General features: G+C 59.9%; 34 protein-coding genes. 22 read left to right on the forward strand and 12 right to left on the reverse strand.

Features of this window, described 5'->3' with window-relative positions:
- Positions 1–43: 43 nt before the first annotated feature.
- Positions 44–775, reverse strand: coding sequence for a class I SAM-dependent methyltransferase (locus HNO88_RS13505; RefSeq protein ID WP_184246293.1), 732 nt, complete (start codon positions 773–775; stop codon positions 44–46).
- A gap of 84 nt (positions 776–859) precedes the next feature.
- Here HNO88_RS13505 and mutM point away from each other — a divergent pair, with 84 nt between their 5' ends.
- From mutM to HNO88_RS13540, 7 genes are all read left to right on the forward strand, one after another.
- Positions 860–1,672 carry a bifunctional DNA-formamidopyrimidine glycosylase/DNA-(apurinic or apyrimidinic site) lyase gene (gene mutM / locus HNO88_RS13510; RefSeq protein WP_184246296.1) on the forward strand — a complete coding sequence of 271 codons (813 nt, stop codon included), beginning with the start codon at positions 860–862 and terminating at the stop codon, positions 1,670–1,672.
- Positions 1,673–1,916: 244 nt separating this feature from the next.
- Entirely contained in the window at positions 1,917–2,177 is a 261-nt protein-coding gene (rpsT, locus tag HNO88_RS13515; protein WP_184246299.1) for a 30S ribosomal protein S20, read from the forward strand.
- Positions 2,178–2,691: 514 nt separating this feature from the next.
- Positions 2,692–4,119, forward strand: coding sequence for a chromosomal replication initiator protein DnaA (dnaA, locus tag HNO88_RS13520; RefSeq protein WP_184246446.1), 1,428 nt, complete (start codon positions 2,692–2,694; stop codon positions 4,117–4,119).
- Positions 4,120–4,233: 114 nt separating this feature from the next.
- The gene (locus HNO88_RS13525; RefSeq protein ID WP_184246302.1) at positions 4,234–5,073 is read left to right on the forward strand and encodes a GGDEF domain-containing protein; all 840 of its coding nucleotides are present in this window, start codon (positions 4,234–4,236) and stop codon (positions 5,071–5,073) included.
- Positions 5,074–5,250: 177 nt separating this feature from the next.
- On the forward strand, positions 5,251–5,691 hold the full coding sequence (locus tag HNO88_RS13530; protein ID WP_184246305.1) for a DUF983 domain-containing protein: 441 nt from the start codon (positions 5,251–5,253) through the stop codon (positions 5,689–5,691).
- Positions 5,688–6,461, forward strand: a complete 774-nt coding sequence (locus HNO88_RS13535) for a HesA/MoeB/ThiF family protein (protein ID WP_184246308.1) — start codon at positions 5,688–5,690, stop codon at positions 6,459–6,461. The genes HNO88_RS13530 and HNO88_RS13535 overlap by 4 nt, the downstream gene beginning before the upstream one ends.
- Complete coding sequence (locus HNO88_RS13540; RefSeq protein WP_184246311.1) at positions 6,458–6,868, forward strand: DUF1810 domain-containing protein; 411 nt, start codon at positions 6,458–6,460, stop codon at positions 6,866–6,868. Before HNO88_RS13535 ends, HNO88_RS13540 begins: the two co-directional genes overlap by 4 nt.
- Positions 6,869–6,994: 126 nt before the next feature.
- Here the strand turns inward: HNO88_RS13540 and HNO88_RS13545 are convergent, their stop codons facing one another.
- Positions 6,995–7,615: an NAD-dependent deacylase gene (locus HNO88_RS13545; RefSeq protein ID WP_184246314.1), complete on the reverse strand. Its 621-nt coding sequence runs from the start codon at positions 7,613–7,615 to the stop codon at positions 6,995–6,997.
- Between the two features lie 116 nt (positions 7,616–7,731).
- On the opposite strand from HNO88_RS13545, the gene HNO88_RS13550 reads away from it, so the two are divergent.
- Positions 7,732–8,217, forward strand: a complete 486-nt coding sequence (locus HNO88_RS13550) for a GNAT family N-acetyltransferase (RefSeq protein ID WP_184246317.1) — start codon at positions 7,732–7,734, stop codon at positions 8,215–8,217.
- Positions 8,218–8,344: 127 nt separating this feature from the next.
- Here HNO88_RS13550 and HNO88_RS13555 read toward each other — a convergent pair whose 3' ends face one another.
- The 4 genes from HNO88_RS13555 to HNO88_RS13570 all read right to left on the reverse strand — a co-directional run bounded on the left by HNO88_RS13555 (position 8,345) and on the right by HNO88_RS13570 (position 10,593).
- A complete protein-coding gene (locus HNO88_RS13555; protein ID WP_184246321.1) occupies positions 8,345–9,283 on the reverse strand; it encodes a phage Gp37/Gp68 family protein in 939 nt (312 codons plus the stop codon).
- Between the two features lie 113 nt (positions 9,284–9,396).
- Positions 9,397–9,819, reverse strand: a complete 423-nt coding sequence (locus HNO88_RS23030; protein ID WP_184246324.1) for a helix-turn-helix transcriptional regulator — start codon at positions 9,817–9,819, stop codon at positions 9,397–9,399.
- A gap of 87 nt (positions 9,820–9,906) precedes the next feature.
- Positions 9,907–10,197 carry a helix-turn-helix domain-containing protein gene (locus tag HNO88_RS13565; RefSeq protein WP_184246327.1) on the reverse strand — a complete coding sequence of 97 codons (291 nt, stop codon included), beginning with the start codon at positions 10,195–10,197 and terminating at the stop codon, positions 9,907–9,909.
- 57 nt (positions 10,198–10,254) lie between these two features.
- Positions 10,255–10,593 (reverse strand): type II toxin-antitoxin system RelE/ParE family toxin, encoded by a 339-nt coding sequence (locus HNO88_RS13570; protein ID WP_184246331.1) that lies wholly within the window; start codon positions 10,591–10,593, stop codon positions 10,255–10,257.
- 59 nt (positions 10,594–10,652) lie between these two features.
- On the opposite strand from HNO88_RS13570, the gene HNO88_RS13575 reads away from it, so the two are divergent.
- The 3 genes from HNO88_RS13575 (at position 10,653) to HNO88_RS13585 (ending at position 13,326) form a co-directional block, all read left to right on the forward strand.
- Complete coding sequence (locus HNO88_RS13575; RefSeq protein ID WP_184246334.1) at positions 10,653–11,402, forward strand: DNA-methyltransferase; 750 nt, start codon at positions 10,653–10,655, stop codon at positions 11,400–11,402.
- A gap of 382 nt (positions 11,403–11,784) precedes the next feature.
- Positions 11,785–12,342, forward strand: coding sequence for an HNH endonuclease signature motif containing protein (locus HNO88_RS22685; RefSeq protein ID WP_184246337.1), 558 nt, complete (start codon positions 11,785–11,787; stop codon positions 12,340–12,342).
- Between the two features lie 147 nt (positions 12,343–12,489).
- The gene (locus HNO88_RS13585) at positions 12,490–13,326 is read left to right on the forward strand and encodes a hypothetical protein (protein ID WP_184246341.1); all 837 of its coding nucleotides are present in this window, start codon (positions 12,490–12,492) and stop codon (positions 13,324–13,326) included.
- A gap of 500 nt (positions 13,327–13,826) precedes the next feature.
- Here the strand turns inward: HNO88_RS13585 and HNO88_RS13590 are convergent, their stop codons facing one another.
- Positions 13,827–14,000, reverse strand: a complete 174-nt coding sequence (locus HNO88_RS13590; protein WP_184246344.1) for a hypothetical protein — start codon at positions 13,998–14,000, stop codon at positions 13,827–13,829.
- Positions 14,001–14,085: 85 nt separating this feature from the next.
- Between HNO88_RS13590 and HNO88_RS13595 the strand changes: the two genes are divergently transcribed.
- Positions 14,086–14,700, forward strand: coding sequence for a glycoside hydrolase family 19 protein (locus HNO88_RS13595; protein WP_184246347.1), 615 nt, complete (start codon positions 14,086–14,088; stop codon positions 14,698–14,700).
- Positions 14,701–14,824: 124 nt separating this feature from the next.
- On the opposite strand, the gene HNO88_RS13600 is transcribed toward HNO88_RS13595, so the two are convergent.
- Both HNO88_RS13600 and HNO88_RS13605 read right to left on the reverse strand, forming a co-directional pair.
- Complete coding sequence (locus HNO88_RS13600; RefSeq protein WP_184246350.1) at positions 14,825–15,142, reverse strand: hypothetical protein; 318 nt, start codon at positions 15,140–15,142, stop codon at positions 14,825–14,827.
- 49 nt (positions 15,143–15,191) lie between these two features.
- Positions 15,192–15,614, reverse strand: a complete 423-nt coding sequence (locus HNO88_RS13605; RefSeq protein WP_184246353.1) for a hypothetical protein — start codon at positions 15,612–15,614, stop codon at positions 15,192–15,194.
- Between the two features lie 178 nt (positions 15,615–15,792).
- On the opposite strand from HNO88_RS13605, the gene HNO88_RS13610 reads away from it, so the two are divergent.
- The 5 genes from HNO88_RS13610 to HNO88_RS13630 all read left to right on the forward strand — a co-directional run bounded on the left by HNO88_RS13610 (position 15,793) and on the right by HNO88_RS13630 (position 17,141).
- Positions 15,793–15,957, forward strand: a complete 165-nt coding sequence (locus tag HNO88_RS13610; protein WP_184246356.1) for a hypothetical protein — start codon at positions 15,793–15,795, stop codon at positions 15,955–15,957.
- A gap of 180 nt (positions 15,958–16,137) precedes the next feature.
- On the forward strand, positions 16,138–16,386 hold the full coding sequence (locus HNO88_RS13615; RefSeq protein WP_184246359.1) for a hypothetical protein: 249 nt from the start codon (positions 16,138–16,140) through the stop codon (positions 16,384–16,386).
- Complete coding sequence (locus HNO88_RS13620; RefSeq protein WP_184246362.1) at positions 16,376–16,579, forward strand: hypothetical protein; 204 nt, start codon at positions 16,376–16,378, stop codon at positions 16,577–16,579. Before HNO88_RS13615 ends, HNO88_RS13620 begins: the two co-directional genes overlap by 11 nt.
- Positions 16,576–16,812: a hypothetical protein gene (locus tag HNO88_RS13625; protein ID WP_184246456.1), complete on the forward strand. Its 237-nt coding sequence runs from the start codon at positions 16,576–16,578 to the stop codon at positions 16,810–16,812. The genes HNO88_RS13620 and HNO88_RS13625 overlap by 4 nt, the downstream gene beginning before the upstream one ends.
- Positions 16,809–17,141: an HNH endonuclease gene (locus tag HNO88_RS13630; RefSeq protein WP_221420015.1), complete on the forward strand. Its 333-nt coding sequence runs from the start codon at positions 16,809–16,811 to the stop codon at positions 17,139–17,141. The genes HNO88_RS13625 and HNO88_RS13630 overlap by 4 nt, the downstream gene beginning before the upstream one ends.
- Before the next feature lie 15 nt (positions 17,142–17,156).
- On the opposite strand, the gene HNO88_RS13635 is transcribed toward HNO88_RS13630, so the two are convergent.
- From HNO88_RS13635 to HNO88_RS13645, 3 genes are all read right to left on the reverse strand, one after another.
- A complete protein-coding gene (locus HNO88_RS13635) occupies positions 17,157–17,975 on the reverse strand; it encodes a PEPxxWA-CTERM sorting domain-containing protein (RefSeq protein WP_246381749.1) in 819 nt (272 codons plus the stop codon).
- Between the two features lie 74 nt (positions 17,976–18,049).
- On the reverse strand, positions 18,050–18,274 hold the full coding sequence (locus HNO88_RS13640; RefSeq protein WP_184246365.1) for a hypothetical protein: 225 nt from the start codon (positions 18,272–18,274) through the stop codon (positions 18,050–18,052).
- 406 nt (positions 18,275–18,680) lie between these two features.
- Complete coding sequence (locus HNO88_RS13645) at positions 18,681–20,009, reverse strand: hypothetical protein (protein WP_184246368.1); 1,329 nt, start codon at positions 20,007–20,009, stop codon at positions 18,681–18,683.
- Positions 20,010–20,208: 199 nt separating this feature from the next.
- On the opposite strand from HNO88_RS13645, the gene HNO88_RS13650 reads away from it, so the two are divergent.
- The 5 genes from HNO88_RS13650 to HNO88_RS13670 all read left to right on the forward strand — a co-directional run bounded on the left by HNO88_RS13650 (position 20,209) and on the right by HNO88_RS13670 (position 25,478).
- The gene (locus HNO88_RS13650; RefSeq protein ID WP_184246371.1) at positions 20,209–20,661 is read left to right on the forward strand and encodes a phage terminase small subunit P27 family; all 453 of its coding nucleotides are present in this window, start codon (positions 20,209–20,211) and stop codon (positions 20,659–20,661) included.
- Complete coding sequence (locus HNO88_RS13655; protein WP_184246374.1) at positions 20,661–22,280, forward strand: terminase large subunit; 1,620 nt, start codon at positions 20,661–20,663, stop codon at positions 22,278–22,280. Before HNO88_RS13650 ends, HNO88_RS13655 begins: the two co-directional genes overlap by 1 nt.
- Before the next feature lie 58 nt (positions 22,281–22,338).
- Positions 22,339–23,643 carry a phage portal protein gene (locus tag HNO88_RS13660; protein ID WP_184246377.1) on the forward strand — a complete coding sequence of 435 codons (1,305 nt, stop codon included), beginning with the start codon at positions 22,339–22,341 and terminating at the stop codon, positions 23,641–23,643.
- On the forward strand, positions 23,640–24,245 hold the full coding sequence (locus tag HNO88_RS13665) for an HK97 family phage prohead protease (RefSeq protein WP_184246380.1): 606 nt from the start codon (positions 23,640–23,642) through the stop codon (positions 24,243–24,245). The genes HNO88_RS13660 and HNO88_RS13665 overlap by 4 nt, the downstream gene beginning before the upstream one ends.
- A 69-nt stretch (positions 24,246–24,314) precedes the next feature.
- Complete coding sequence (locus tag HNO88_RS13670; RefSeq protein ID WP_184246383.1) at positions 24,315–25,478, forward strand: phage major capsid protein; 1,164 nt, start codon at positions 24,315–24,317, stop codon at positions 25,476–25,478.
- Positions 25,479–25,540: the final 62 nt, after the last annotated feature.

The raw sequence follows: 25,540 nt of genomic DNA on the forward strand, positions 1-25,540 counted from the left end.
CGGGAGGGGAGTTGCATGGCTTCCTTCCTTCGACCGGAAGGAGTCAAACTTTCCACCCGCTGTGGATCGCCACCAGCCCGCCCATGATCGGCTCGACCTTGGTGTGCACGAACCCGGCCTTGTGGATCATCTGGCGGAACAGCGGCATGCTGGGGAACTTGCGGATCGATTCCACCAGGTACTTGTACGAGTCCGCATCACCCGCGATCGCCTGGCCCAGGCGCGGCACCAAGTGATGCGAGTAGGCATCGTAGGCTTCCTTGAAGCCCGGCCACTCGACGGTCGAGAATTCCAGGCAATAGAAGCGACCGCCGTACTTGAGCACGCGGTGCGCCTCGACCAGGGCCTTGTCGATGTGAGTGACGTTGCGGATGCCGAAGGCGATCGTATAGGCATCGAAGAACTTGTCGCCGAAGGAGAGCTCCTCGGCATTCTGGCGCGACCACACGAGGCCGTCGATCCCGCGCTCCATCGCGCGTTCAACGCCGACGTCCAGCATGTCCTGGTTGATGTCGCTGACGGTGACGCGAGCGCCCTTGGCGGCCATGCGGAAGGCGATGTCGCCGGTGCCGCCCGCCATGTCAAGGATCTGCTCGCCCTCGCGCGGTTTCACCCGGCGCACGAAGCGGTCCTTCCACAAGCGGTGCATGCCGCCCGACATCGCATCGTTCATCACGTCGTACTTGCGCGCGACGCTGGAGAAGACGGAGCCGACGCGCTCGGTCTTCTCCTCGGGACTGACCTCTTCGTAGCCGAAGGACACGGTTTCGCTCATGGGCTCACGCCTTAGAGCGTTTGCGCCGCGGCGCAAAGGGTTGCGCCTGACACCGCACCAAAGGCCTACTATATAGCCTGCCAGATGCCCGAGCTCCCCGAAGTCGAAACCACCGTGCGCGGCCTTGCGCGTTACCTCGAAGGCGAGCGGATCGCGCGCGTCGCGCTCAATCGCGCCGACTTGCGCCGCCCCTTCCCCGATGACCTCGTGCAGGCGCTGACCGGTGCCACCGCGACCAGTCTGGGCCGGCGCGCCAAGTACGGGCTGATCCATACCGACCGCAGGACGACAATGGTGTTCCACCTCGGCATGTCGGGCCGCTGGCGGATCGAGCCTGACAGGATCGAGAAGCACGATCACCTGGTGCTGGAAACCGGCTCCGGTCACGTCCTCGCCCTCAACGATGCGCGGCGGTTCGGGTCGGTCGACCTCGTCGACACCGATACGCTCGACGCCTGGCCCCCGTTCGCCGCGATGGGACCCGAACCGCTTGGACCCCATCTCACCCCCAGGCACTTGCAGCAGGCCTTCGCCGGCCGCATCGCCCCGATCAAGCAGCTGCTCCTGGATCAGCGCATCGTCGCCGGGCTCGGCAACATATACGTGTGCGAGGCCCTGCACCGCTCCGGTATCCGACCCGACAAGGAGGCGGGCAAGGTCTCGCTGCCCGCGCTCAAGCGCCTGGTGCCCGCGATCCGCGAAGTGCTCACCGAATCGATCGCGGCAGGCGGCTCGACCATCCGGGACTATGCGCAGCCCTCGGGCGAGCTCGGCTACTTCGCGAGTTCGTGGCAGGTCTACGGCCGCGAGGGTCAGGCATGCGGCTGCGGGGAGCCGGTCCAGCGCTTCGTCCAGGGCGGGCGCAGCACCTTCTGGTGCGCGAAGTGCCAGAAGTAGATGGCGATCGTGCATTCCGTCCCTCCCGGATACTCCCTTCCCGACCATCCCTTCGCGGGAATGACGAAGCTTGCCGGGCTGACGAAGAGGACGGCGGCAGATCGATCAGGCGCGAACCGGCCCCGCAGCCATTTGCTTGACGATTCGGGGGCTCGCCGCTAAGGGCCGCCCTTCGCGACGACTCTGTGGTCGGCGTTCAACCTTTAGATCAGTGAAGGCCGGACCGGCCAGTACGAGGACAGACATGGCCAATACGCCGCAAGCCCGCAAGCGCATCCGCCGCAACGATCGTCGCGCCGAGATCAACACCAACCGCGTCAGCCGCATCCGCACTTTCGTCAAGAAGGTCGAGGCTGCCCTCGCCGGTGGCGACAAGACTGCCGCTGCCGAGGCACTCAAGGCTGCCCAGCCCGAGCTGGCACGCGGCGTGTCGCGCGGCGTGATCCACAAGAACACCGCGGCGCGCAAGATGTCGCGCCTGTCGAAGCGCGTCGCCGCGCTTTGACCGATTCGGGTGTCGTTAGACACCTGACTAGTACGGATCGGGAACAAGGCCGGAGGGAAACCTCCGGCCTTTTTCGTCGGCGCGCGCTGCGATGCAGCAGGCCATTTGGCAAAGGCGCGGAAACACTGCGATTCGAGCGCGTGCATCAGCGAAGTCGCTGTTTTCGCGCATGATTTTTGCACTATTAAGGTTTTGCGTCAGTCTTGGGCATGTCAACGCCAAATACTTTTTATTTTTGGGGACGCGCTCTTGCCTTGGCCGTTGATGCCTACCTAGAACGGACCTCGGCCGCAGCGGAAATGTCGGTCGGGGTCGAATTCGAAAGCACGGATCAGCAAGGTCACAGACAGCGTCTGGGGCCTATGGCGAAGTCGTGCCCTTTGGATGGAACCTCGATGCGAGCGATGCGGTTCACGGTGGGCAGCTTCAAGACTTGGAGGCGGTTCAGATGACGGGGACTTCGGGACAGCCGGCGCAGTTTGCGGGCAAGAAAGCGAAATTGGTGCGGGTGGAAATGGAAGAGGATCAGGAAGCGGTGAACCTGGCGGCCGATTGGGCCGACATCAGCCAGGGCCTGCGCAAGGATCTCGGCCAGCAGGTTCACGGGCAGTGGATCAAGCCGATCCAGCCGGGCAACTACTGCCCTGAGACCGGCACACTCGATCTCTATCTGCCGACCGAGTTCAGCGCCAACTGGGTGCAGGACCGCTTCGCCGATCGCCTCTCGCTTGCCTGGAAGATCGCGCGTCCCGACGTGCGGCATGTCCGCATCCTGGTGCACCCCGGCCGCAAGCAGCTGCCCGAGTTGCGCCTTGGCAGCGGCGGCAACCCGCGCCGGCCCGCCAACGATTCGGCCGCGCAAAGCGACCCGCTCGCCGCCGCGCTGGAAGGCGAGGCCTTCGCCACGCTGAGCCAGGGCGCCGCGAACATCGACGCTTCGCAGACCTTCGCCAGCTTCGTCACCGGCACCAGCAACGTGCTGGCCGCCAACGCCGCGCAGCGCATGGCCGCCCCCGAGACGCCGCAGTTCTCGCCGCTCTACCTCAAGGCCGCTACCGGCCAGGGCAAGACGCACCTGCTCCATGCGATCGGCCACGCCTACCTCGCCGCGCACCCGCATGCGCGGATCTTCTACTGCTCGGCCGAACGCTTCATGGTCGAATTCGTCCAGGCCCTGCGCCAGAACCAGATGATGGAGTTCAAGTCGCGGCTGCGCGGCTTCGACCTTCTGCTGGTGGACGACATCCAGTTCATCATCGGCAAGGCCAGCGCCCAGGAAGAGCTGCTCTACACGATCGATGCGCTGCTGCAGGAAGGCAAGCGGCTGGTCTTTGCCGCCGACCGCGCACCGCAAGCTCTGGACGGCGTGGAACCGCGCCTGCTCAGCCGCCTGTCGATGGGCCTCGTCGCCGACATCCAGTCCGCCGACATCGAGCTGCGCCGCTCGATCCTGGAAAGCCGCCTCACCCGCTTCGCCTCGGTCCAGGTACCAGCCGACGTGATCGAGTTCCTGGCCCGCACCATCAACCGCAACGTGCGCGAGCTGGTCGGCGGCCTCAACAAGCTGATCGCCTATGCCCAGCTGACCGGACAGGCCGTCTCGCTCCAGCTCGCCGAAGAGCAGCTGACCGACATCCTGTCGGCCAACCGCCGCCGGATCACCATCGACGAGATCCAGCGCACGGTCTGCCAGTTCTACCGCATCGACAAGACCGAGATGAGCTCCAAGCGCCGCGCCCGCGCGGTGGTGCGCCCGCGCCAGGTGGCGATGTATCTCGCCAAGGTGCTCACCCCGCGTTCGTACCCGGAGATCGGCCGCAAGTTCGGCGGTCGCGATCACTCCACCGTGATCCACGCCGTGCGCCTGATCGAGGAACTGCGCACTCGCGACGCCGACATGGACGGCGACGTGCGCTCCCTCCTTCGCCAGCTGGAGAGCTGAGGCCGATCGCGGCTCTTCCTTCTCCCGCTGGTTCTCATCGCCAGGATAGTCGTCTAAGCGCGAGCACTTAGAGCGAACCGGGAGAGGGTTCGGGGTTGGGGAGTTTCGCGCAAGATGCGCTTCTACAAGGCGACTCGCTTCCTGTTCCCGCACAGCTTCGAGCTGCGGCTGCTCAGCATTTGCTTCCTGGCAGTCCATGTTCCGCTGATCGCCTGCGTGACGGCGAGCGCGCTGACCTGGAACTGGCAAGTCGACACCCTGCTGCTTATCCTGGCCGCCACGCTGGTCGGCACGGCGGGCGGTGTCGCGGCGATCCATGCCCTGCTCGCCCCGCTCACGACCGCGACGGCGATGCTGCGCTCGATCCAGAAGGGCGAGCGGGTGGACGAGATCCCGGTCGGCGGCGAGGATCTGGTAGGCCGGCTGCTGCGCGGCGTGACCCAGGCCGCCAACGATGCCGCGGACCGCTCCGAAGAGCTGACCATCGTTGCCGAGCACGATTCCCTCACCAAGATCCTCAATCGTCGCGGCTTCCTGCGGGCGGCGGAGCGCGCGCTGGTGGGCGATCGCCCCGCGGTGCTGGCCCTGATCGACCTCGATCACTTCAAGACCATCAACGACCACCTCGGCCATGCCGCCGGCGACGAACTGCTCCACGCCTTCGCCCAGCGCATGAGCACCGTGATCCGCCAGTCCGACATCTGCGCGCGCTGGGGCGGCGAGGAGTTCGCGGTGCTGCTGCCCGGCGCGAACCTCACCCAGGCTCACGATGCGATCGAGCGGTTGCGCAGCTCCATCGCGCGGCATCCCTTGCCGGGGGTCGGGCTGACATTCTCGTGCGGCCTGGCCATGACCCAGGGCTCGGCCGAGCTCGACGACACCGCGCGCCGAGCCGACAAGGCGCTCTATTCGGCCAAACACCACGGCCGCAATCGCATCGAGCATGCCGAGTAGGCGCGAGCTTCCATAGCCGTTGCGAGGGCCGCAGGCCCGAGGCCAACCACCGCGCCGCTTCATGGGAGGCGCTTTCATGGGCCTCGCACGCTTCGCTCCACTCGCGATGACCAGGCGACGAGAAGCTCCAGGCCCCGGCACCTTTCCAAGCCTTCGGCGCTGCTCTATGCGCCGCGCATGACAATCGCCGCCGCTGCCCCTCCCGGGATCGCCCTGCCCGTCTCGTTCTGGCAGGCGGCCCAGCGCGGCGCGATGTGCCGGTGCCCGCGCTGTGGTCAGGCGCGCCTCTTCGCCAGGTGGCTGAAGCCGGCCGCGAACTGCCCGACGTGCCGGCAGGACTGGTCGCACCAGCGCGCCGACGACTTTCCCGCTTATCTCGCGATCCTGGTCACCGGCCACGTGCTGGCGCCGATCATGATCGCACTGGCGCTCGACACCGAGCTCTCCCCCGCAGCGATCCTGGCGCTGCTGCTGCCCAGCTCGGTGGCGATGATGTTGGGCCTGCTCCAGCCGGCGAAGGGCGCGGTCATTGCCGCGCAGTGGTGGCACGGGCTGCACGGCTTCACCAAGGAGCGTGCCGGAGGCGAAGTCGCAGAGCAGGCTGTCTCCAAGCCATGAGCCTGCCTCCTGATCGATTGGAGCGCTTCGCCCGCCACATCGTCCTCCCCGAAGTGGGCGGCACCGGGCAGGTCGCGCTGGCGCAGGCGCACGTCGTGCTTGTCGGCTGCGGCGGGATCGGGAGCCCGGCCCTGCAATACCTCGCCGCAGCCGGCATAGGACGGCTGACGCTGATCGATTCCGACGTGGTCGACGTCAGCAACCTGCAGCGCCAGACGATTTTCACGCCGTCGGATGTGGGCCGCGCGAAGGCGGAAATCGCGGCCGAATGGGTGCGGCGGTTTGATCTTGGCCTTGAGGTGGACGCCATCGTCGAGCGGGTGGGTCAGGGCAACGTGGCGCAGGTCCTGTCCGGCGCTCACGTGGTACTCGACGGCTGTGACAATTTCGCGACGCGGCTGCTGGTCTCGGACGCCTGCGTCGCGGCGGGAATCCCCTTGACCAGCGCCGCCATCGGACGCTTCCAGGGCCAGGTGGCGAGCTTCGCGGGGCATCTGGAGGGCCAGGCCTGCTACCGCTGCTTCGTGGGCGACGCCTTCGATGCCGAGGGCTGCGATACGTGCGCGGCAGACGGCGTGCTCGGCGCCATGGCCGGCATGATCGGGACCTTCGGGGCGATGCAGGCGATCCGCGTACTGCTCAGCGGCCATGCCGCGCTGGGCGACGATCCGCAGTTCGGCAAGCTGCACCTGGTCGACGGGTTAGCACCCTCCATGCGCACGCTGAGCATCGCCAAGGACCCCAGCTGCGAGGGCTGCGGCGGGCAATGAGCTTCGATCTCGATCGCTTCGTCCAGGCGCAGGAAGACAGCTATGCGACCGCGCTTGCGGAGATCCGCGCCGGAGCAAAGCGCAGCCACTGGATGTGGTATGTCTTCCCGCAGATCGCCGGGCTGGGCCACAGCGCCATGGCGCAGCGCTATGCGATCGGCTCCCTGGCCGAGGCGCGGGCCTATCTGGCGCATCCCTTGCTCGGAAGCCGGCTCGGCGAGTGCATCGCGGCGCTGGATCAGCTCTCCGGCACGAGCGCCGAGCGGGTGTTCGGCGCGGTGGATGCGATGAAGCTGCGCTCTTCGCTGACGCTGTTCGAAGCGGCAGGGGCGCCGTTCGGTCCGACGATCGAGCGATGGTTCGGCAAGCGGGACGCGCGGACGCTGGAGTTGCTGGCTTCGCAGTGACACGTCGTCTCGGGCTTGACCCGGGACCGGTTCCGTCAGCGATGAACCTTTCGTGCGAGTACCGGAGACGAGAGCTGGCGAGATGGCGAAACCGGTCCCGGGTCGAGCCCGGGACGACGCCTGAGTTCAGCCTTGCGCCAGCATCTCCTCCACCCACTCGGGCACGATCTGCGTCGCCGGGCCATGCCGCGCCTCGTCGAACCAGCCGGTGCCCTGGCTCAATCCCAGGTTGAGCTCCAGCGTCATCGCGCCCAGCTCGCGGGCGTTGCGCACGAATCCGGCGGCGGGATAGACCGCGCCCGAGGTGCCGATCGAGACGAACAGGTCGGCCTCGCGCAGGGCGGCGTCGATCTCGTCCATGTGGTACGGCATCTCTCCGAACCAGACCACGTCGGGCCGCAGCGCTGCCTTCCCGCATGCAGGACACGGCGGCCGCTCGATCAAGGTCCCGCTCCAGGGCGAGCGGGTGTCGCAGGCGGTGCACCATGCCAGCAAGTGCTCGCCATGCATGTGGAGCACGCGGGCCGCGCCGGCACGTTCGTGCAGGTCGTCGATGTTCTGCGTCACGATCAGCAGTTCGCCCGGCCACTCGGCCTCAAGCCTGGCGAGCGCCAGGTGCGCGGCGTTGGGCTGCTTGGTCTGGATCGCCTCGCGTCGCATGTCGTAGAAGCGCAGCACCAAGTCCGGATCGCGTGCGAAAGCCTCGGGCGTGGCGACGTCCTCCACCCGATACAAAGTTGTACACACAAGCTAAACGTATTTTTCGTTAGGAGGAATCTTGAAGCGCGCCACGTCGAAAGCTTACAAGGCAGCCTTAGCTGGCACCTTGCTGCCATCTATATCGTTGGGATATGAGACCGGCGATGCCTACGATTATCAATCCGATGGACGCGCTCAAGAGCTTCGAGCCTGCCCTCAAACGCGGTGAGCTTCAAATTGAATCTGGACGGCTTGACTCCAGCTTGCTGGTCCATCGCGACGAGCCGAATGGCGAATGGCGGATTACCTATGCGAGGATGAACGGCTCAGCCGTGGCTGCCTTGGCGATCATCGTTCCGGCCGATCCTAAAGATGGCGCTCCTGTATTCCAGATCGGGTACGCAGTTCCCCAGCACCTCAGAAAACGCGGATTGGGCAAGCGCATCGCGCAAGCGGCAATAGACGAGTTCAGTTCTGGGATGGCAGGTGCTGGGATGAAGCGTTTCTTCTTCGAGGCCATTGTGGGCGCGAAGAACTTAGCATCACAGAAGGTCGCGGCGCAGGTGATAGGCGGGGATGCGAAGCGAACCAAAGACGAAGCGTCGGGCGAAGCTGCCTTTCAATATCTCAAGGAAGTGCGCGCGCCTTAGCCCCCGCTGATAGCGGCGCGGCCTCCTGAACGTGCGCCAACTCTGCGGCCAACTCATCGAACGAGACGATGAGACCGGTGCCTTGATCGGTAATGCCCGTGGCCGGAAAACGCTTCTTAACAAGTGATCAAACTCCCGCCAACCGCAGCCATGCATCATCGTGATCGTCAGGCGTTGGCGATGATGTCGAGACACAAAGGTCCAACCAAGACGCGGGCTCATCGGGTACCGAGCACCGGGTGCGAGCCTCAATGCGGGTCCAGTTCGGGCGTGGGTTGTCGATCGCGTCATACACGTCTGACGGCATTTGCTGAACGATCTCGCCCTCAAGCAGCGAGCCTGTGTTTTTCTTCGATCGGGCGCGCGCGCCGGTAGCGCCGAACGCTCCCCATTGCTTGAAGAAAAAAGGCGTACCCACAGCGCGGCATCGATCGCGAAGGTCACGGTGCCAGTCCGGGTTCGATGGCCGCACGGTGCGCGCAACGCCACTCTCGCCGCCGCTGATGAGCCAATCGATCGCGGCCACATCGAGGTTGGGCAAGGCCGAAAGCAATGGTTCGGCAGATACGAAGCGCACGGATGCCGGGACCTTGAGCAACTCACGAAGACGAGGCCTTGCGTACTTGTCCTCCTCGATCGTGACGCCTGCCCACATGTTCGGGGTCCAAACGAGACCAAGTTCCTTGGTCTTTAGTGCCATGCGACTGGGGCGCTTGGTCAGAATTTGATAGCGATGGCGCGAGGTGTTCTGCATCACTCTGAACATCTCGATGAGATCGGCGTCCGCGACGTTCTCGTGGAACATATCCGACATCGAGTTGACGAACCAGATTGTAGGCTTCTTCAGGTTCACGGGGCGGAAGAACTCCTTGTCGTCCGCCCGACCGATCTTACCGGTCCAGTCGATCCGCCCATCATCCTCGACAACTGTTCCCTCGTACTTCTGTACGGTGGACTTGAGACGGTTTGCCATCACGATCGCATAACAGTGGTCACAACCAGCACTGATCCTTGAACAACCACCAATCGGGTTCCACGTCCTTTCTGTCCATTCGATATCGCTCATTTGTGTGTCTCCGACAGGCGCGCGGGATTGCCCCGCAGACGCGGGTTGTTCTGAACTGTGATTTAGATTCTTAGGGCGACCCGATGGTCGCGGCTGGACGCGGCGCGGGTCAGCTACGCCTTAGGACGTGCCACCCAAGCGTCGATGCCATCGCTTGCCCAACGTATCCCGCGCCCACCGACCTCAAGCGGTTTGGGGAAGTCTGGATTGCGGCGAAGGCGCAACAGAGTGGAGGGTGATATTTGTAGCAGGTCACAGACCTGCTCAACGGTCAGCACCCGCGCTTGACCAATGCGGGCTGGCTGGGGCTCTACTGGACGTGGCTGCTCAGGTGGACGCGGAGGTACGAACTCGCCCACATCGATATCGAAGTGCTCGTGGACAACGCTACCGGCAGAGAACTCAGCCAAGGGCCGCCCATTGATCACCCACCCACGGCGGGCTTCCAAGGATACCCGGCTTGTCTCATCCACAGCGCCCGACCGGATGAGGCGGACGAGTTCGGGCGGCACCGATATGCGAATCTCATCAATCATCGTGATTGCTCCTGACGACTAAGGTCTATCATCAGAAGGCGTCATGCGCAAGCTTTATCGTCATCACGCGTCAAGACGCGTCATGGGCTACCCGCTGATCTTCTGCATGATCTTGGTCACTGCCTCCGGGTCGGCCTCGATCATGCTCAAGAGCGTACGCGATCCAGCGTCTGGCATGCGGCGCTCCTGCTCCCAATCTCGAAGGGTACCAAGCGGGATGTGGTACGTCTTGGCGAAGTTGGGCTGAGATAGCTTGGTCTTGGCGCGGATAGCCTTGACGTTGGGCGCGGCCACACGGCCACGGCTAGTGTCACCCTGCGCATATGCGAGGGCGTCCTCTAAACCTGCACGGATCAGGTCAAACGCTGATTCAGTCATAAGTTACTTTTCCCGTTCCTGAGCGATATCCCTCGCTCGGGGGTTACAAGCGGGCGCTTACCTTCGCCCATAGGTTGCCTTGATCTCCTTGGTGATCGTAGCGAGTATGTTCTTCTCCTTGTCTGTCAGACTTTCTTTCATCGTCTTTGGGTAGACGGTCAGCAGGAACACCGGGATGTCACCACCACCGTAGAAGGTGATGACCCGGAACCCGCCCGACTTACCGCCACCTGTTGCTGCAACCCGCACCTTACGCGCGCCTCCGCACCCCTGCATGATCGCGCCCACCGTGGGGTCGGCAGCGATATAGTCCACCAGTTGGGCGCGCTCATCATCCGAGATTCCAGCTTTGCTGGCTGATGCGAGAAAGGCGTTTGTCTCGATCACGGTCTGCATGAGATCGAACTACGGCATACCAGTACGGCGGTCAATCCGGAATCGTACGGCATGCCAGTATGGCGGTGCAGGCGGCTAAATACCGGGTGCAACCCCTTTCCCTACACCACGGCAACTGCCTAGACGTTCTGCCCACCATCCCCGATGCCAGCGTTGATGCGATCATCTGTGACCTCCCCTACGCCACCACGAAGAACGGCTGGGATGTCCTCATTCCGTTTGAACCTTTGTGGGCACAGTATCGGCGTGTCGCCAAGCCGAGCGCACCCATAATCCTTACAGCACAGCAGCCATTTACATCGATGTTGGTGGCGAGTAACTACCGCGACTTCAGGTACGAACTCATCTGGGAAAAGAACGCCAGCACCGGATTCTTGAACGCCAAGAAAATGCCGCTGAAGTCACACGAGTCCATCTTGGTATTTTACAAGCGGCTGCCCACGTACAACCCGCAGATGACTGCTGGAACGCCCTACACGGTGCGGCGTGGATCGGTACAGTCGAAGAATTACGGCAAGCAGACCGAAGAGACGATCACCGTCAACAACGGTACGCGGTGCCCCAGATCGGTGCTGCGCTTTGACATCGAACGCGGGGCGCATCCAACACAGAAGCCGGTAGCGCTGATGCGGTACCTGATCGAGACCTTCACCAACCCCGGCGACGTGGTACTCGACAACTGCATGGGCAGCGGCACCACTGGTGTCGCGTCCATTGCGGCAGGACGCCAGTTCATCGGCATCGAACAGGATGCGGCATATTTCAATATCGCTCACGAAAGAATTACGGGCGCGAGGGTTGATCAGTAGGGTGGCGTTGCTACATGGCGCGCGAGTGGTGGAGTTTACGCGACCATTCGCCACCGCCCAACTTCCTCATTTCAATTTTGCATTCGCCATCGTCGATCCTGTACAAGGATCACGCGTTGAATGGCTTCAACGCTTGATATCTCGCTTGTCTGGGCTCGATCGTGGAAGTGACGATCGGGCCCTAATCATTTATTGAACGGTGGTTTCATCCGGGGTATAAATACTACTGAAAGTTAGCTTAACTCCCCTTTGGTTGCTTTCTCTCGATCCCGTATAGATGTCTTACAGAGAAACCCCACTGGTCAGCGCCGGTGGGGTTTCTTGTTTTCGGCACAAAATAGCCTTTAAAACGGTATGATTTTCTAAATTTAGTAAATACAACATGTTAAGACATGTTGAAAGCACCCGCGCGGCTTACAAGCGCGACATATCGCACGAGCAACTCCTCTCGCTGGTCCACTATGATCCAGAAACAGGAGACTTCACTCTAATCAGGGATACAGCCAACAGGAAGGCTGGTGATCGACTTGGCAACTACAACAAGCGGACTAGGTATACTTACGTCGGCATCTTCGGTCATAAGGTAGCGGCTCATCGTGTGGCGTACTTCTGGATGACCGGTGACTGGCCACCATCTGACATGGATCACATCAACGGGGATCGCGGCGATAACCGGTGGTGCAACCTTCGTCCGTGCTCTCGCAGTGAGAACCTCCAGAACCGCGTCGGATTCGCCAAGTCTGGTCACAAGTTGATCGTGATCAGCAAGACGCCGCGCGGTCATACCCGGTACTACTGCCGCATCGGTCGCAATGGACGAACAATCAACAGTCCAACTTTCTATGATCTTGAAGCCGCGCTCGCATGGCGGGACGAATGGCTTCGGTGCAACGGCACGGCGTTCACGAACACGAGCCATATCAACGACCTGACGAACTGATCTTAAAGATACGTAACCCCAAAAACAGGAAAGTGAGCCGGGGCGAAGGTCCCGGTTCAAAAAATAAACGGCTCGGTCGAATGATATGGATCGGCCTCAATCGACTTCTCTACAGAGACACAATCTTGCCAACTATGGAGATAAGACATGTACTTTAAGAACGACCATCACGAACTACGCTTTATCGACACTGGTCGCGATCCCGAGCCGGTTCGTAAGCCGTCACCTCGCGCCTTGATGAGCGAAGCCTACCAGACCGTTATAGGCATAGCCCAAGCTGACCCGGCCATGATGGCGGAGCTTCAAGATTGGCTGATGATGGACCACATCAAACCAACCAAGCGCAAGACCCACCCTATGCCGCTCGCGCCTGAGTTGATCGAGGTTAGCATCTGGGACAACTGGGACAACGGTAAGCCCGTTAAGGGGCAGCCAAACAGGTATGGCGTCAACATCAAGGCGTGGGCGAGCGCGGCCGATGTTGACTTTCGGAAGCTCGATCAAGTTGACTGGTCCGGACGGGTCTCGCTGATGCCACCGGCAGACTTGCGCAAGGTGAGTAAAAAGGCTCAGCAGAAGAAGGGCGCGATGAAGGAGGGTAAATGGTCTCCGGGTCAGGTCTACCCCATCAGTCCGGAATACGCCGCGATGATCGAGACCGCTTGCGTCACCATGGAGGTGAACGCGTTGCAAGGTGGCCTACTCGTGACCAAGATTTATGGCGAAGGCACCCTGCGACATGAAAAGCAGATGATGCTGGTGGATACGGCAGCAGTGACGGCGGGTGATACCAACGCGACAGCGGTCATATGGGTCGATGACGAGACGCCGATCCAGTTGCCCGCTTGGTCCACCTGTGACGCGGCTGGCAAGCCACTCCCAGAAAGCTACAATGACAAGAACGGCAAGCACGCCAAGTGCGTCATGCAGTGCCGCTACGCGTTGGATACGGACCGCTTTCGTGGATGGGTCACCGGTACCTAACTTCTCTATTAGAAAAGTTATTAGCAATGGGTCGAAAGACACACATCTTATTAATAGAGAAGTGCCCTTCGATCCATCGGCTTCGCCGCTGTCTCATCGGGCTCTCATTTAAGAAGCAGTTGTCTTACGACGCCTTTTCTCAGATAGCCGTTAAATTCGACATGATTAAGGTTGTCATGACTTCTATAACAGAGAAGGCCCGAAGGCCTTCTAGGCCATAAGATGCGGTCTCACGACCCCGTTCATTGATCGCCATTATGGTGGCCGTGATTAGATGTGTCATGTGAGCTCTAATAGAGATGTGGCTTGCGCCCCATCAACTCATAAGTGGTGGTCCCAAAGACCACATATGTCATCGAATCCATTATGGTGCCGGTCATTGACCGGAAAATTGATCCAATTATGCGACGGGGGCGAGCGCAGCGAGGCACTGGGCGGCTCGACGGGGCGGCGCGGCACGTGAATTTGAATATGAGAAGGGCCGAACGCGAAAGCCGCGCTTAGGCCGTCACCCGTGCGAGCACTCGCCATCCCCAGATCACCAGCAGCGCGCCCACAAATGTAGCAGCCGCCTCCACCCCGGAGATGGCTGGAAATAGTCGGATGACCACAAGATCGATTAAGGTGGCGTTCAGCAGGTCATAGCCGTGCGCCATATTGGCTAACGTCTTCATTTCAGAGGGCTAACTCCGAAGGAGTTAGCAAGGAGTTACTTCTAGCAGCGGCTCATCCACTTCGCACGCGCGCATAAGTTCATGAATGGAACTTAATGATAACACGCTCTCAGCAGCGTTCCCGCGTCTCAAACCCGCAACTCGCAGCATGATCCTTGAGGCAAGTACCCCGGCGATCGAGCGGTATGAGATCAACACCACCCGGCGCTTGGCGTGCTGGTTGGCTCAATGTTACCACGAAAGTGCCGGGTTCACCGCGCGGGTCGAGAACCTCAACTACTCGGCGGCTGGCCTCCTCGCGACATGGCCGAAGCGTTTCACCAAAACCACCGCCACGCTTTACGCCCGGCAACCCGAAAAGATCGCCAATCGCGTATACGCGGGTCGTAACGGCTGCGGTGATGAGGCGTCTGGCCATGGTTGGCTGACACGCGGCCGAGGCTTCATCCAGCTTACCGGGATGGACAACTACAAGGCATTTGCGAAAGCCTTGGGTATGACCCTTGAAGAAGTCATAGCCTATCTTGAGACCGATCAGGGCGGTTTTGATGCCGCAGCATGGTTCTTCACCCACAACGGCCTGTGGAGCCTGTGCGACGGCTGGGAACTCACCAAGCTGACCAAGCGCATCAACGGCGGCGTTCACGGCCTCGATGCCCGTAAGGCGCTCTGCAACGGCGCTCTAAGGGCGTTCAAGTGATAAACCTCGCCTCATGAATTTGAAAACACGCCTACCCGTTTTCATTTTTTCGGCTGGTGGCGCGGGAGCCAGCACCACCCCGCGCGCCTCCAAGATGTGAGCGTTCATATTGCGGAGCCAGTCCTCACCCAAGGTGGCATAGATGTGCGCGATGCTCATGCGCCTGCTTCTTCACGCAGGCAGGCAGCCAAACGTCATCGATCCCATCGAACTGGGCAGCAAGCTTCTCTGCCAGACCAGCGCGCGCGAAGCCCCCAAGTAGCACCAGCTTACCGATCTCCTCGTCGAGACCATCAGCCAGAGCGCGGTCCAACATGGTGAGCAGCCTGCCTACACCACTGTTTGGCATGATGCCGACGCACTGGTAATACCCATCTTCAAATGCTTCGGCTCGCTCCATGTGGTAAAGCGTTTCGACCGGCGCGACATGACCATTCTTCATCTCGAAATACTCTTTCTGTGCTCATGAATTTGAATATGCGACCGGCGCATCAAGCGTAGTAGTCCAGCGCGTGCAGCGCCTTCGACAACGGCACCAGCCCAAGGCGCGGCGGCAGCACGATCTCCTTGCGCGCTCGCGCATCCATCGTGCCGCGTACCAGCGCGGGATCGCGCAACTCATCGATCCACGTCACTGACGCTGGGAAGTTGCGCGCAGCCCATATAGCGAAAGCCAGCAGACCATCCACGCTGTTGTAAGCGTCCCGAATGCGCTGGTCCCGTGAATGCTTGGTGCGCGTAGCGTAGATCGAGAAGTCAGGATGTTCGATCTCGTAGGTAGTCTTACGCCACTTGCCATCCCACTTTTCTGAGAACTTGGCCTTGGCACCATCGACGCTCTTGGACCCCATCTTCTCCGCGATAAAATATGCCACGCGTACTGCCTCAGCGCGTGTCGTTACCTTCTTGCCCATCGTTCGTACTCCTCGATGAGCGCCATATGTCTCGACGTTATAGTATCGTCAACGAGAAAACGCGACTACCACCTATTATGAGCAATAGAGTGTTTCCTCATCCAAGTATCACTACCACCTTTTATGAGCATTCCGAAGTTTATTGATTTGGCGGGACACGATCTTGTAAGCCCGGACTATGGATGAACAGCAAGGTGAAACCGATATCTACAGCGATCCCGACTACCCCGTTGATCCATCGCGCCGGTATGATCTTCAAGCCGCCAAGGTGACGGTCACGGGTGTGCCCGAGGATCGCCTTCAGGTGGTGGCAGCGTGGCTGGCGCGGTTCGGGTTGGCCTAACTAAGTATTGGATGACACTCACAGCACCCCGTACGCCCTACTCACAACGCCTATCCCAGTGGCTGGCAGATGGCTGCCCGTCAGATGCCTTCTACCGCTCTGAGGTGGCCCGTGGCCGTCTCACGGACCTCGGTATACCCATCTGGGCAGTAAGGCTGCACTTCGTGGATAAATAACCACATGAGCAACTTTCCCCACCTTTACGATGACGATGCCACCCTATCGTTGGGAGCAAAACTGTGGTTTCTCGACGTAGTTGATGGCCGCGTGGCGCTACTACCCGAACAGCACGATGACTTTCATTTTCTGCTACAGGAGCGGGGATATGGTCGGTTCTACGATTCCGCGACCGAAGCCTACATCCTCGATTTCCAACGCGTACAAGGCCGCTTTGCAGCGATGCTGCTGGAGATCGGCGATGACCAATGACGTGTTGCGCGCCATCGCCTACGCCAACGGTCTGGTGCTGACTGGCTGCACTGCCGTGGCGCTCATGCCGCTGGTGCCCCTGCCCTTGGATGTGGCGCTTGGTACCGTCGCGGCCTCCACCTTTTCTGTCACCGGCTGGCTGGCAGCATTCACCGCGCGTGCGGTTGCCCGCGCCCTCAAGGATTCACAATGAACACGCCCCTCGACCGCGATGACATCGCCATCATGATCGGCAACGAGATCGCCACTTGGACCAACGTGACCTCACCCAAGGTGCTTGAGCGCGCCCTCCGCGCTCTGGCCGATAAGCTTTGCGACTATGCCCACCTTCACTACACCTCTGGTCAGCTATCGTTCGATCAGGTCAAAAGCTGGATCAACGAGGCCAAGCCCACAATCCTGCCCGGTCTACCGGGAGGCGCGTGAGTTACCGGCGCGACGATCGCAGCGACGAGGCGCGCGCCTACCGTAAGCTGTACAACTGCAAGGCGTGGCGCACTCGGCGTGCCGCGCTGCTGAGGGCAGAGCCCCTGTGCCGCTACTGTGCGCGCCTTGGCCGTGTGACCGCAGCCACGGTGGCTGACCACATCATCCCCCACCGTGGTGATCCAGAGTTGTTCGCTGGTGACCTGCAACCGTTGTGCTCACCCTGTCACTCAAGGGTCAAGCAGCGCGAGGAGAATGGCGGCTGGGATGGTGCCTGTAATCTTGATGGTTACCCGATCGATCCCAGTCACCCCAACGCATCGGAGTGACTGGCCGATGTTCTCTTAACTCGCGTAAGTTAGGCCGGTCACGACCTTCCTTTGACGGCGCTTCGCAAACCCAATCGCCCCAAAACCGATGATCATCATCGCCCACGTACTAGGTTCAGGCACTGCACTGACGGGATTAAGCGACCAAGAGACGTTGCCTATGTCAACCAGCACAACTGGCCTCACTGCATTCGAACCGGGGACCGCCCCGGTGCTGTAGGTGTATTGCATCGAATTGGAATTGAATGCGGCGGATGTCCCGTTGAGTTGGCTAATCATGTCACTCGAACGTAAAAGCGCTGACCAATCGAAAGCATTCAAGCCGACTGTTTCGAAGTTTAATCCGCCGCCGAGATCGTATGGAGTTGGTCCATTGAAGTCGTAATTAGATGATCTGAAAGATTGGGAGTCTGTCTTTCCGACAACATTGTGATCGTTCCAGAACTGAACGGAGCTACTGATATCGAAGCGCGCCTTGTAGGAGGACGTATAGGTGCCGGACGTAATCGTTGTCAGCATATCCGGGAGCCAGTAGATATTAATTGTCGGGTCCGCGTCGTACAAGCTGGTGAGTATCGCCTTGTCTGCATCGAAGCGCATCTTCAGATTGAACGCGTCGCCAACCTTGAACTTACCGGTCGGTGCAGGTGTGAAGGCACTATTGATCGCCAACTGAGCGCCGGTCACAGTTCCCGTTGCCGATAGATCATAGATGGCCGCTCTTGCGGGTGCCGCTACAAAGCTCGCCGTCAGCGCAGCCACTACGAATACAAACCCCTTCATTGATGCTTTCCCCTTAACCTTCTGTTCACCTTTGGAAGTTTGCTCGATCAAAGGCAAGCCGTCAGTCAGGGTGCCTTAAAGCGGGACTCACTGATTCGAGGCAGCGACGATCCTGACGCGTGACATCATTGATCAAAAATCTTGTGACGCTTCATGGCGTAGAAGTGTTCAAAGTCGGCCTCTAGGTGCTTGCCAAAGCTAACGGAACTCTCAGCCTTCTTGTAAGCTAACAGTAGTGCTTGTTGTCGATTCTGAATGCGGAGTTCCCTGACTACGTTGTTCATCGTCGAGACAAACCAGATCAGCAAAATTAAGCTGATGATGAGCGATAAGATGAGCAAGCCTTCCATCGATGATACCTTCTTAGTGCACTAGCGCATCGCGTCTATCAGCACTGCATGCAGCCGCTTGCAAGCGCATAAACTTTTCCGACCTGACCCGTCACCCGCCACCGTTGACTAAATACATTCAACGGGGTTGCTCACCCCATCCCGATCGGACGAGCGCTCACTGACCGATCGGGTACCGGCACAGACCGGTTATCGTGGTCACCACGGCCCGGCAGGGGGTGGGTCGATCACGATGAGGCGCGTCGCGGAAACCGGCCGCCCCCTCACGCACGCGACGCCGCATTTCAGCAGGTTATTTTTAGATGAAACTCGCGCCGAGGGCGATCCCAGCGCGAGGGTCGCGTCGCGGTCGCCCGGTTTGCACCGATCCAGTGCCGAGACGCGAAGTGATCGGAGAGCCTTCCTACTACGCTCCCAGAGCTTCCGTTAACTTCTTAGGCTTGATTATGAGAAGCTTGGTATCTTTCTGGAACTCGGTTGAAAACCAAGGCGATGTAGAATCTCCGTCGATGACGATCGGCTCTGCCCCGTCGATCTGCTTTACAGAGATCGATACAGATTTCACATTATCCGGAAGCTTAACCATCACCGACTTGGCCCAGTTTAACTCACCGCTGGCTGCATCCTGCTGTGCTGTACCATCGGTGGTCTTGTACTCCGTCCAATACGCAGTACCCCAAACGGTGCCCCGTGCATCTTTATAGAAGGGCCCGCAAGACCCATGATTAGCGATCTTGCTCATGTAGCCAAAGCTCTGGCTGGTTAAGTTTTGGATACCAAGACAGCGAGAGCTCTTAGAGCTATCACAAACAGCACGCACCGAATTAGAATAGATGTTCCATTCAGGTCCTGTGCTGTTAAATTCGAACAATTTCGTGCGATCCCCCTTGCAATGGCCGTTGCCATCTTTAAACTCCTGTGCTCGGTCTTGAGTGCTTACGACTTGGGTGGAAACCACGGCTTTGACGGTGTACTCACCAAGTCGTGTTGGGATCACATTCACTGCCAAGGTGTACTTTGTCGGTGCTGCAACGTTACCGAACCATCCTTTGATAGTCTCCCACCACGTGAGCGTGCGTGGCACCGTAAGCTCTCCAACAATCGGCGTAACCTCCGATGTGGCCGTGAATAGCGACGCAGGGCAGTTAAAGGTGATTGATGTCGTAATCTGTGTTGTCTTCTGGCATGGTTTACCAGCTACGGTATATTGAGCTTCACCAGTACCGAGGCTACTGCCTTGGATCGTGATCGCGACAGCGCCCTTGTCTGCATTTGTTTTTGAAATGACGTATACTGGGGCGTACTCCATCACCATAGGCGTACCCTTAACAAAGGGCAACTTATCGAGGGATGATGACACTGCGTATGTTGTTTTCCTGACATCTTGAGCCGTTACTTTTTCTAAGCTCTGCAACTGATATATCTGATTACCCACATCCTTGAATACCTGTTGCTCGGCAGCGGTGAGTTGACTGAACGTTTTATCCAACGTTCCTTGAGCCATTGCATTCACTTGGCCAAGAAGTATCTGTAGGTGTTGTCTCGTCCTAAAGGTGTTAGCGCTTACCGCATCATCGGTATTATCTATCAAGCTCGACACAGCATCGCGAAAGCTGCTGATAACGCTGGAAACGGCCATGCCACTGCCGATAGAGGTTAGTGGGTTTTGCGCGATTGCTGGACTGGACGCCATGCTGATCACCAAGGCCGCACTTACTAAAGCCCGTACAGACACGATATTTCTCCCCTGTAAGAGAACTGAGTCGTCCTCAACCTTTTGTCTCGAACTTGAACAAAAGAAGCAAGTGTGATCGATAAAACATGCGCCTCGCTTTGATTGCCTACGCAAATAGCTGATAAATCACTTTTTCTGTTGATCGACATGCGCTGTCTCGCAACAGCTTAATAGTCTGATGGTTGGATAAATACCTGCGATGCCCCGCACCGCAACACCCACCGCTATCAAGAAACTCGCAGGAAACCCCGGTAAGCGCGCCCTAAACAAGGCCGAACCGCAGCCCTCTGGCGTGCCCTCGCGCCCCACCACCATGACCAGCGCCGCGCGCAAGGTCTGGACCCGGCTCATCGGTGCCATGCCTGCGGATGTCTACACCGCGTGCGATTCCGCCCTTCTGGCAGCCTATTGCGAGGCCGTGGCTGCTCACCAGACCGCCACACGCCTGATCAGCGACAAGAACTTCGAGCCGATCGGCACCGGCTCCACCGGTCAGCAGGTCATCCATCCCGCCTACAAACTTCAGGCCGACCAAGCCCGGCTGATCGCGACCTTGGGGCAGCGTCTGGGGCTCGACCCGATCGCCCGTCAGTCCATCAACAGCGCACCGCAGGGCACGGAGGAGGACTCGTTCAAAGGTCTGATGAACTGATGTTCGCCGACCATCTTATCGAACGCGACACCGGGCGCGCCGACCGCGTCATTGCCTTCCTCGAATTGCTGCCCATCGTAGACGGCGCGCTTGCGGGAACGCGCCTGCGCATCGACCCGTGGATGGCCGAGTTCATCCGGGATATCTACGAACCGCACAGTGCCGAAGGCTCGCGTCTTGTCCGCAGAGCCGTTCTGTCAGTCGCGCGCAAGGTGGGAAAGAGCTACCTCGTCGCGGGTCTCTTGCTCGCTCATCTTGTCGGCCCAGAGGCGCAGCCCAACAGCCAAATCTATTCATGCGCGAACGATCGCGAACAGGCGTCGGTTATATTCAATATCTGCCGCAAGATGATCGAAATGAGCCCCGGCCTTGCCAAGGTTCTCAAGGTCGTGAACTCCACCAAGACCATCATGGTGATGTCCAGCACCGTAAAGGGGCGCGGATCGGTCTACAAAGCCCTTTCGGCTGAAACATCGACCAAGCACGGATTGCATGCCCAGTTCTTTGTTTACGACGAGTTGGGGGAATCCAAAACTGACGAATTGTGGAACACCATCTTTGACAGTCAGCAGACCATTCGCGACCCACTCGCGATTGCGATTAGCACGCAGAACAACGACCCTCAACATCCCCTCAGCCTGATGATCGACGATGGTCTGCGGCGTGACGATGACGGAAACAAGGTTGACGAAAGCCTAGTGGTGCACCTCCACGCGGCGGATGAGGAGTGCGACCTCCTCGATGAGGCACAGTGGATCAAGGCCAACCCCGCTTGCCTGACGTGGAAGTCGATTGAACCGATCCGGGTTGCGGCCGAGGAAGCCGCGCGCCTGCCCTCCAAAGAGGCCAATTTCCGACGCCGCTACCTCAACCAGCGCGTCAATCCATACACCACCCTGATCAGTCAGGCGGCTTGGAAAGGCTGCCGTGCTGATGCGGTGGAGTTCACAGAGCGCGAACCGGTCTATCTCGGGCTCGACATGTCCTTCAGGGATGACTTGACCGCGCTGGTCATGGTCAGCGCTGGACCCGAGGCGCGCTGCCGCGCATGGTTCTGGAAACCGTCTGACCTCATCAGCGACCATACCAAGCGCGATGGCGTGAGGTATGATCTATACGCTCAACAAGGCCGACTAGAAGCCTGCCCCGGCGTCATGATCACTCCACGATCGGTGGCGATCAAGATCGCCGAACTGTGCCAGCTATATGATGTGCGCGGGCTTGCGTACGACCGTTATGGCACCCGCGAACTCCTCGGCCACTTCGATGAAATCGGCCTTGCCGCGTCCGATGATGATAAGCTGCACGGCGGTCTTAGGCTGGTCGGCTGGGGTCAGGGTTACAAAGACATGAGCCCGGCTGTGATGGCCTTTGAGGAAAGCATCATCACCAAGGCGCTGGTCCACGATGGTGGCCCGCTGCTGACGATGTGCGTGATGAACGCGCTCGTCAAAATGGATGAAGCCGGAAACCGTAAATTGGACAAGAGCAAGTCCCGCTTCAAGATCGACGGTGCTCAAGCACTCGCCATGGCGCTGGGGCTCAAGGTTCGCGATGGCAATCAGGTAGCGCCGGTCAGTCCATGGGAGGACCCGGCCTTCTCGATTTCTAGGCTTTGACCTGACAATCAACTGCGCACCCGGCGCATGCATCTGCATCCCGCAGATAAATACACGCATGTTCAACCTATTTGCGCGCAACGAGACGCGATCCCTAGAAGACCCCACCGTATCACTGAGTGATCCGGAGGCGTATAATGAGTTCTTCTCGCGCCTACCCACTATCACGGGCGATAGTGTCACGGAAGAGAAGGCGCTGGGCGTCACATCCATCTGGCAGGCCGTGAACGTTATCGCGGGTACAATCGCCGCGCTGCCATTTCATCTTTACAAGCGCACTGATGATGGTGCCGAAAAGGACACGCGCAACCCACTTTACTACCTCATCCATGATCGGCCTAACGACTATCAAACGTCATCCGCATTTCTACGTTGGCTGGTCTCGCGTCTGTTGCTCAAGGGTCGTGCCACCGCGCTGATCTCGCGCAACAAGGCCAATCGCGTGCTCTCCATCATGCCGCTGGACCCTTCCAAGCTGACGATCGAGCAGCGCCTTGCCGGGGACCAGATCAAGCGCACCTACGTTTACGAACTCAAGAGCGGCAGCGTCACCTATGACGCCGCGAACGTGATCGATATCGTCACTCTGCCGACATCGGACGCGATCGGTCACTACGATCCGATCCACTCGAACCGGGACGCCATCGCCCTCATGGTCGCTTGCCAGCAATACGCGGGCAAGTTGTTCGCATCAGGTGGCGTGCCGCCTCTCATGCTGACCACCCCCGGCGCGATCTCCCCGGCCGCAAGTGAACGCGCCTCGAATGACATCGCCAAGGCCGTGCGCGCGAGCGCTCGCGACAAGAGCAACGTCTTGGTTGTACCCACCGGCCACGATCTCAAGGCCGTAGGCCTCGATCCCTCCAAGTCTCAACTGATCGAACTTCGCAAGTTCATGATCAGTGAGACAAGCCGCATCTTTAACGTCGCACCTGCGATCCTGCACGACTTGACCAACGGGACGTATTCAAACGTCGAGCAACAGAACCTGTCTTTCGCACAGCAGACGTTGCACCCGATCATTGAGGCCATTGAACAGGAGTTTAACGCCAAGTTGTTCGGGCCGCGCAATGCAACCGGATATGTTGAGTTCTCGATGTCCGGTCTACTTCGTGGTGACTTCGCCGCGCGCATGGAAGGCTTACAGAAGGCCGTCAACTCCGCGCTGATGACCCCTAATGAAGCCCGCGCCTACGAAAACCTGCCTCCGATGGACGGCGGTGACCGCCTCTACATTCAAGGCGCGACGATCCCGCTGGAGGACGCGGCAGCGCCCAAGCCCGAACCTACACCACCGGCACCAGAGCCGGAACCCGACCCCGAACCCGACACCACCACCGATCAACCTGAGGACGCCGCATGACCACCGAGACCCGTAACTTCGCCCTCACTGGGCTGAAAATCCGCGCCAAGAGCGATGACAACGAAGGCCGCGCCACTGGGTACGCTGCCGTGTTCAACTCGAACAGCTATGACCTCGGCGGGTTCGTGGAGCGCATCAACCCCGGCGCGTTCAAGCGCTCGCTTGAAATCGCAGCGGCTGGTGAGACCAACATCCACGCCCTGTGGGCGCATCGTGATGACTCCCCGCTAGGTTCCACCGCCTCGGGCAAGCTGACCCTCACAGAGGATGACCACGGGCTGGCGTTTGATCTCGACACCGCGCGGTTCACCCCTGCCCAGTTGGACGCCCTCAAGGACGGCGATCTCAGGATGTCTTTCGGCTTTCGCGTGCTCGACCAGCAGTGGCGTGAGGATGAGGACGGCAACATCGAGCGTACCCTGCTCGAAGTCGATGTGTTTGAGATCAGCTTTGTTATCAACCCGGCTTATCCCGCCACCGAAGCGGCGCTTCGTTCGCTTGAGGCTTGGCGATCAGCACAGAAGCCAGAAAACATCGTGACTGTAGATGAGAATGAGCGCGTCATCTTGTTCAAGCGCGCTCTGAGTAACCGACTGCGGTGATCGGAGCGGCCATCATAGGCTACTGAATAAATAGGTTCGTAACCCAATCGATTGGAGCGAACCTACAACATGAATACTTTTGAACTTCGCGCGAAGGCGCTGGAGATTTCCAACAAGGCGGCGCTTGTCATCGCCGAAGCCGCTGATGCCGAGAAGCTGGCCGAAGCACAGCGCATGCTGGACGAGGCCGATGCCCTTGAAGCACGCGCCAAGATGCTGGATGCCGTTGAAGCCCGCGCAAAGGCCCATGAGGCCGCTGTTGAGCGTCTGCCCGTCGAGGACACCGTTGTTGAGCAGCGCGGCAATGTTGACGCGTCGGCTGACGCGTTCCGTTCGTACCTGCGTGGTGACATCGATTCACGCGAACTGCGCGCCGCTGGTGTTGCAACCGAAGCCGGTGGTGGCCATCTAGTCCCGAAGGGCTTCGTTCCCGAACTGATTAAGGCTCTGAAGGCCTACGGTCCGATGAATGAAGGCGGTCCGGTCACCTACCTGACCACGGCTTCGGGCAATCCGCTGTCGATCCCGTCGCTGGACGACACCAACAACAAGGGCGCTCTCATCGCTGAAGGCGCGGAAGTCGATGAGACCAACGTCGCGTTTGGCCAGAAGTCGCTTGGCGCGTACAAGTTCACCACGGGCGTGATCAAGGTATCGAGCGAACTGCTTCAGGACGCCGCTATCGATCCGGAAAAGATTGTTCGCGAGGGCATGGCAGAGCGCCTCGGTCGCATCCTCAACGAGATGCTTACGGTAGGCACTGGCACCGGTCAGCCGCAGGGCATTGCGACCGGCGCTTCCGCTGGCGTGACCAGCGCTGCCGCAACTGCCATCAGCTATGACGACTTCGTCAAGCTGCTGCACTCGGTTGACCCGGCCTATCGCGACAAGGCCGAGTTCATGTTTGGTGACCCCGTGCTTCTGGCCGCGCGTCTGCTCAAGGATGGCGAAGGCCGTCCCCTGTGGCAGCCCGGCATGGTTGCTGGTGCACCGGCTACCATCCTTGGTCGCCCGTACCACATCAACCCCTCGATGGCTGGACTTGTCACCGGCGCTGTCTCGGCGCTGGCTGGTGACTTCAGCAAGTTTACGGTCCGCAAGGTTCGTGACTTCTCGCTCAAGCGACTCGATGAGCGTTTTGCCACCTCCGATCAGGTCGGTTTCGTGGGCTTCGGCCGCTACGACGGCATCGTCACGGACAGCCGTGCAATCAAGAAGCTGACTCAGGCCTAATAAGCCCAGTCACTTCGGTGAACAACATATGGGTCAGTCCGAAAGGACTGGCCCTTTTGCTT

The organism is Novosphingobium chloroacetimidivorans (genome assembly GCF_014204535.1).
Classification (GTDB): Bacteria; Pseudomonadota; Alphaproteobacteria; order Sphingomonadales; family Sphingomonadaceae; genus Novosphingobium; species Novosphingobium chloroacetimidivorans.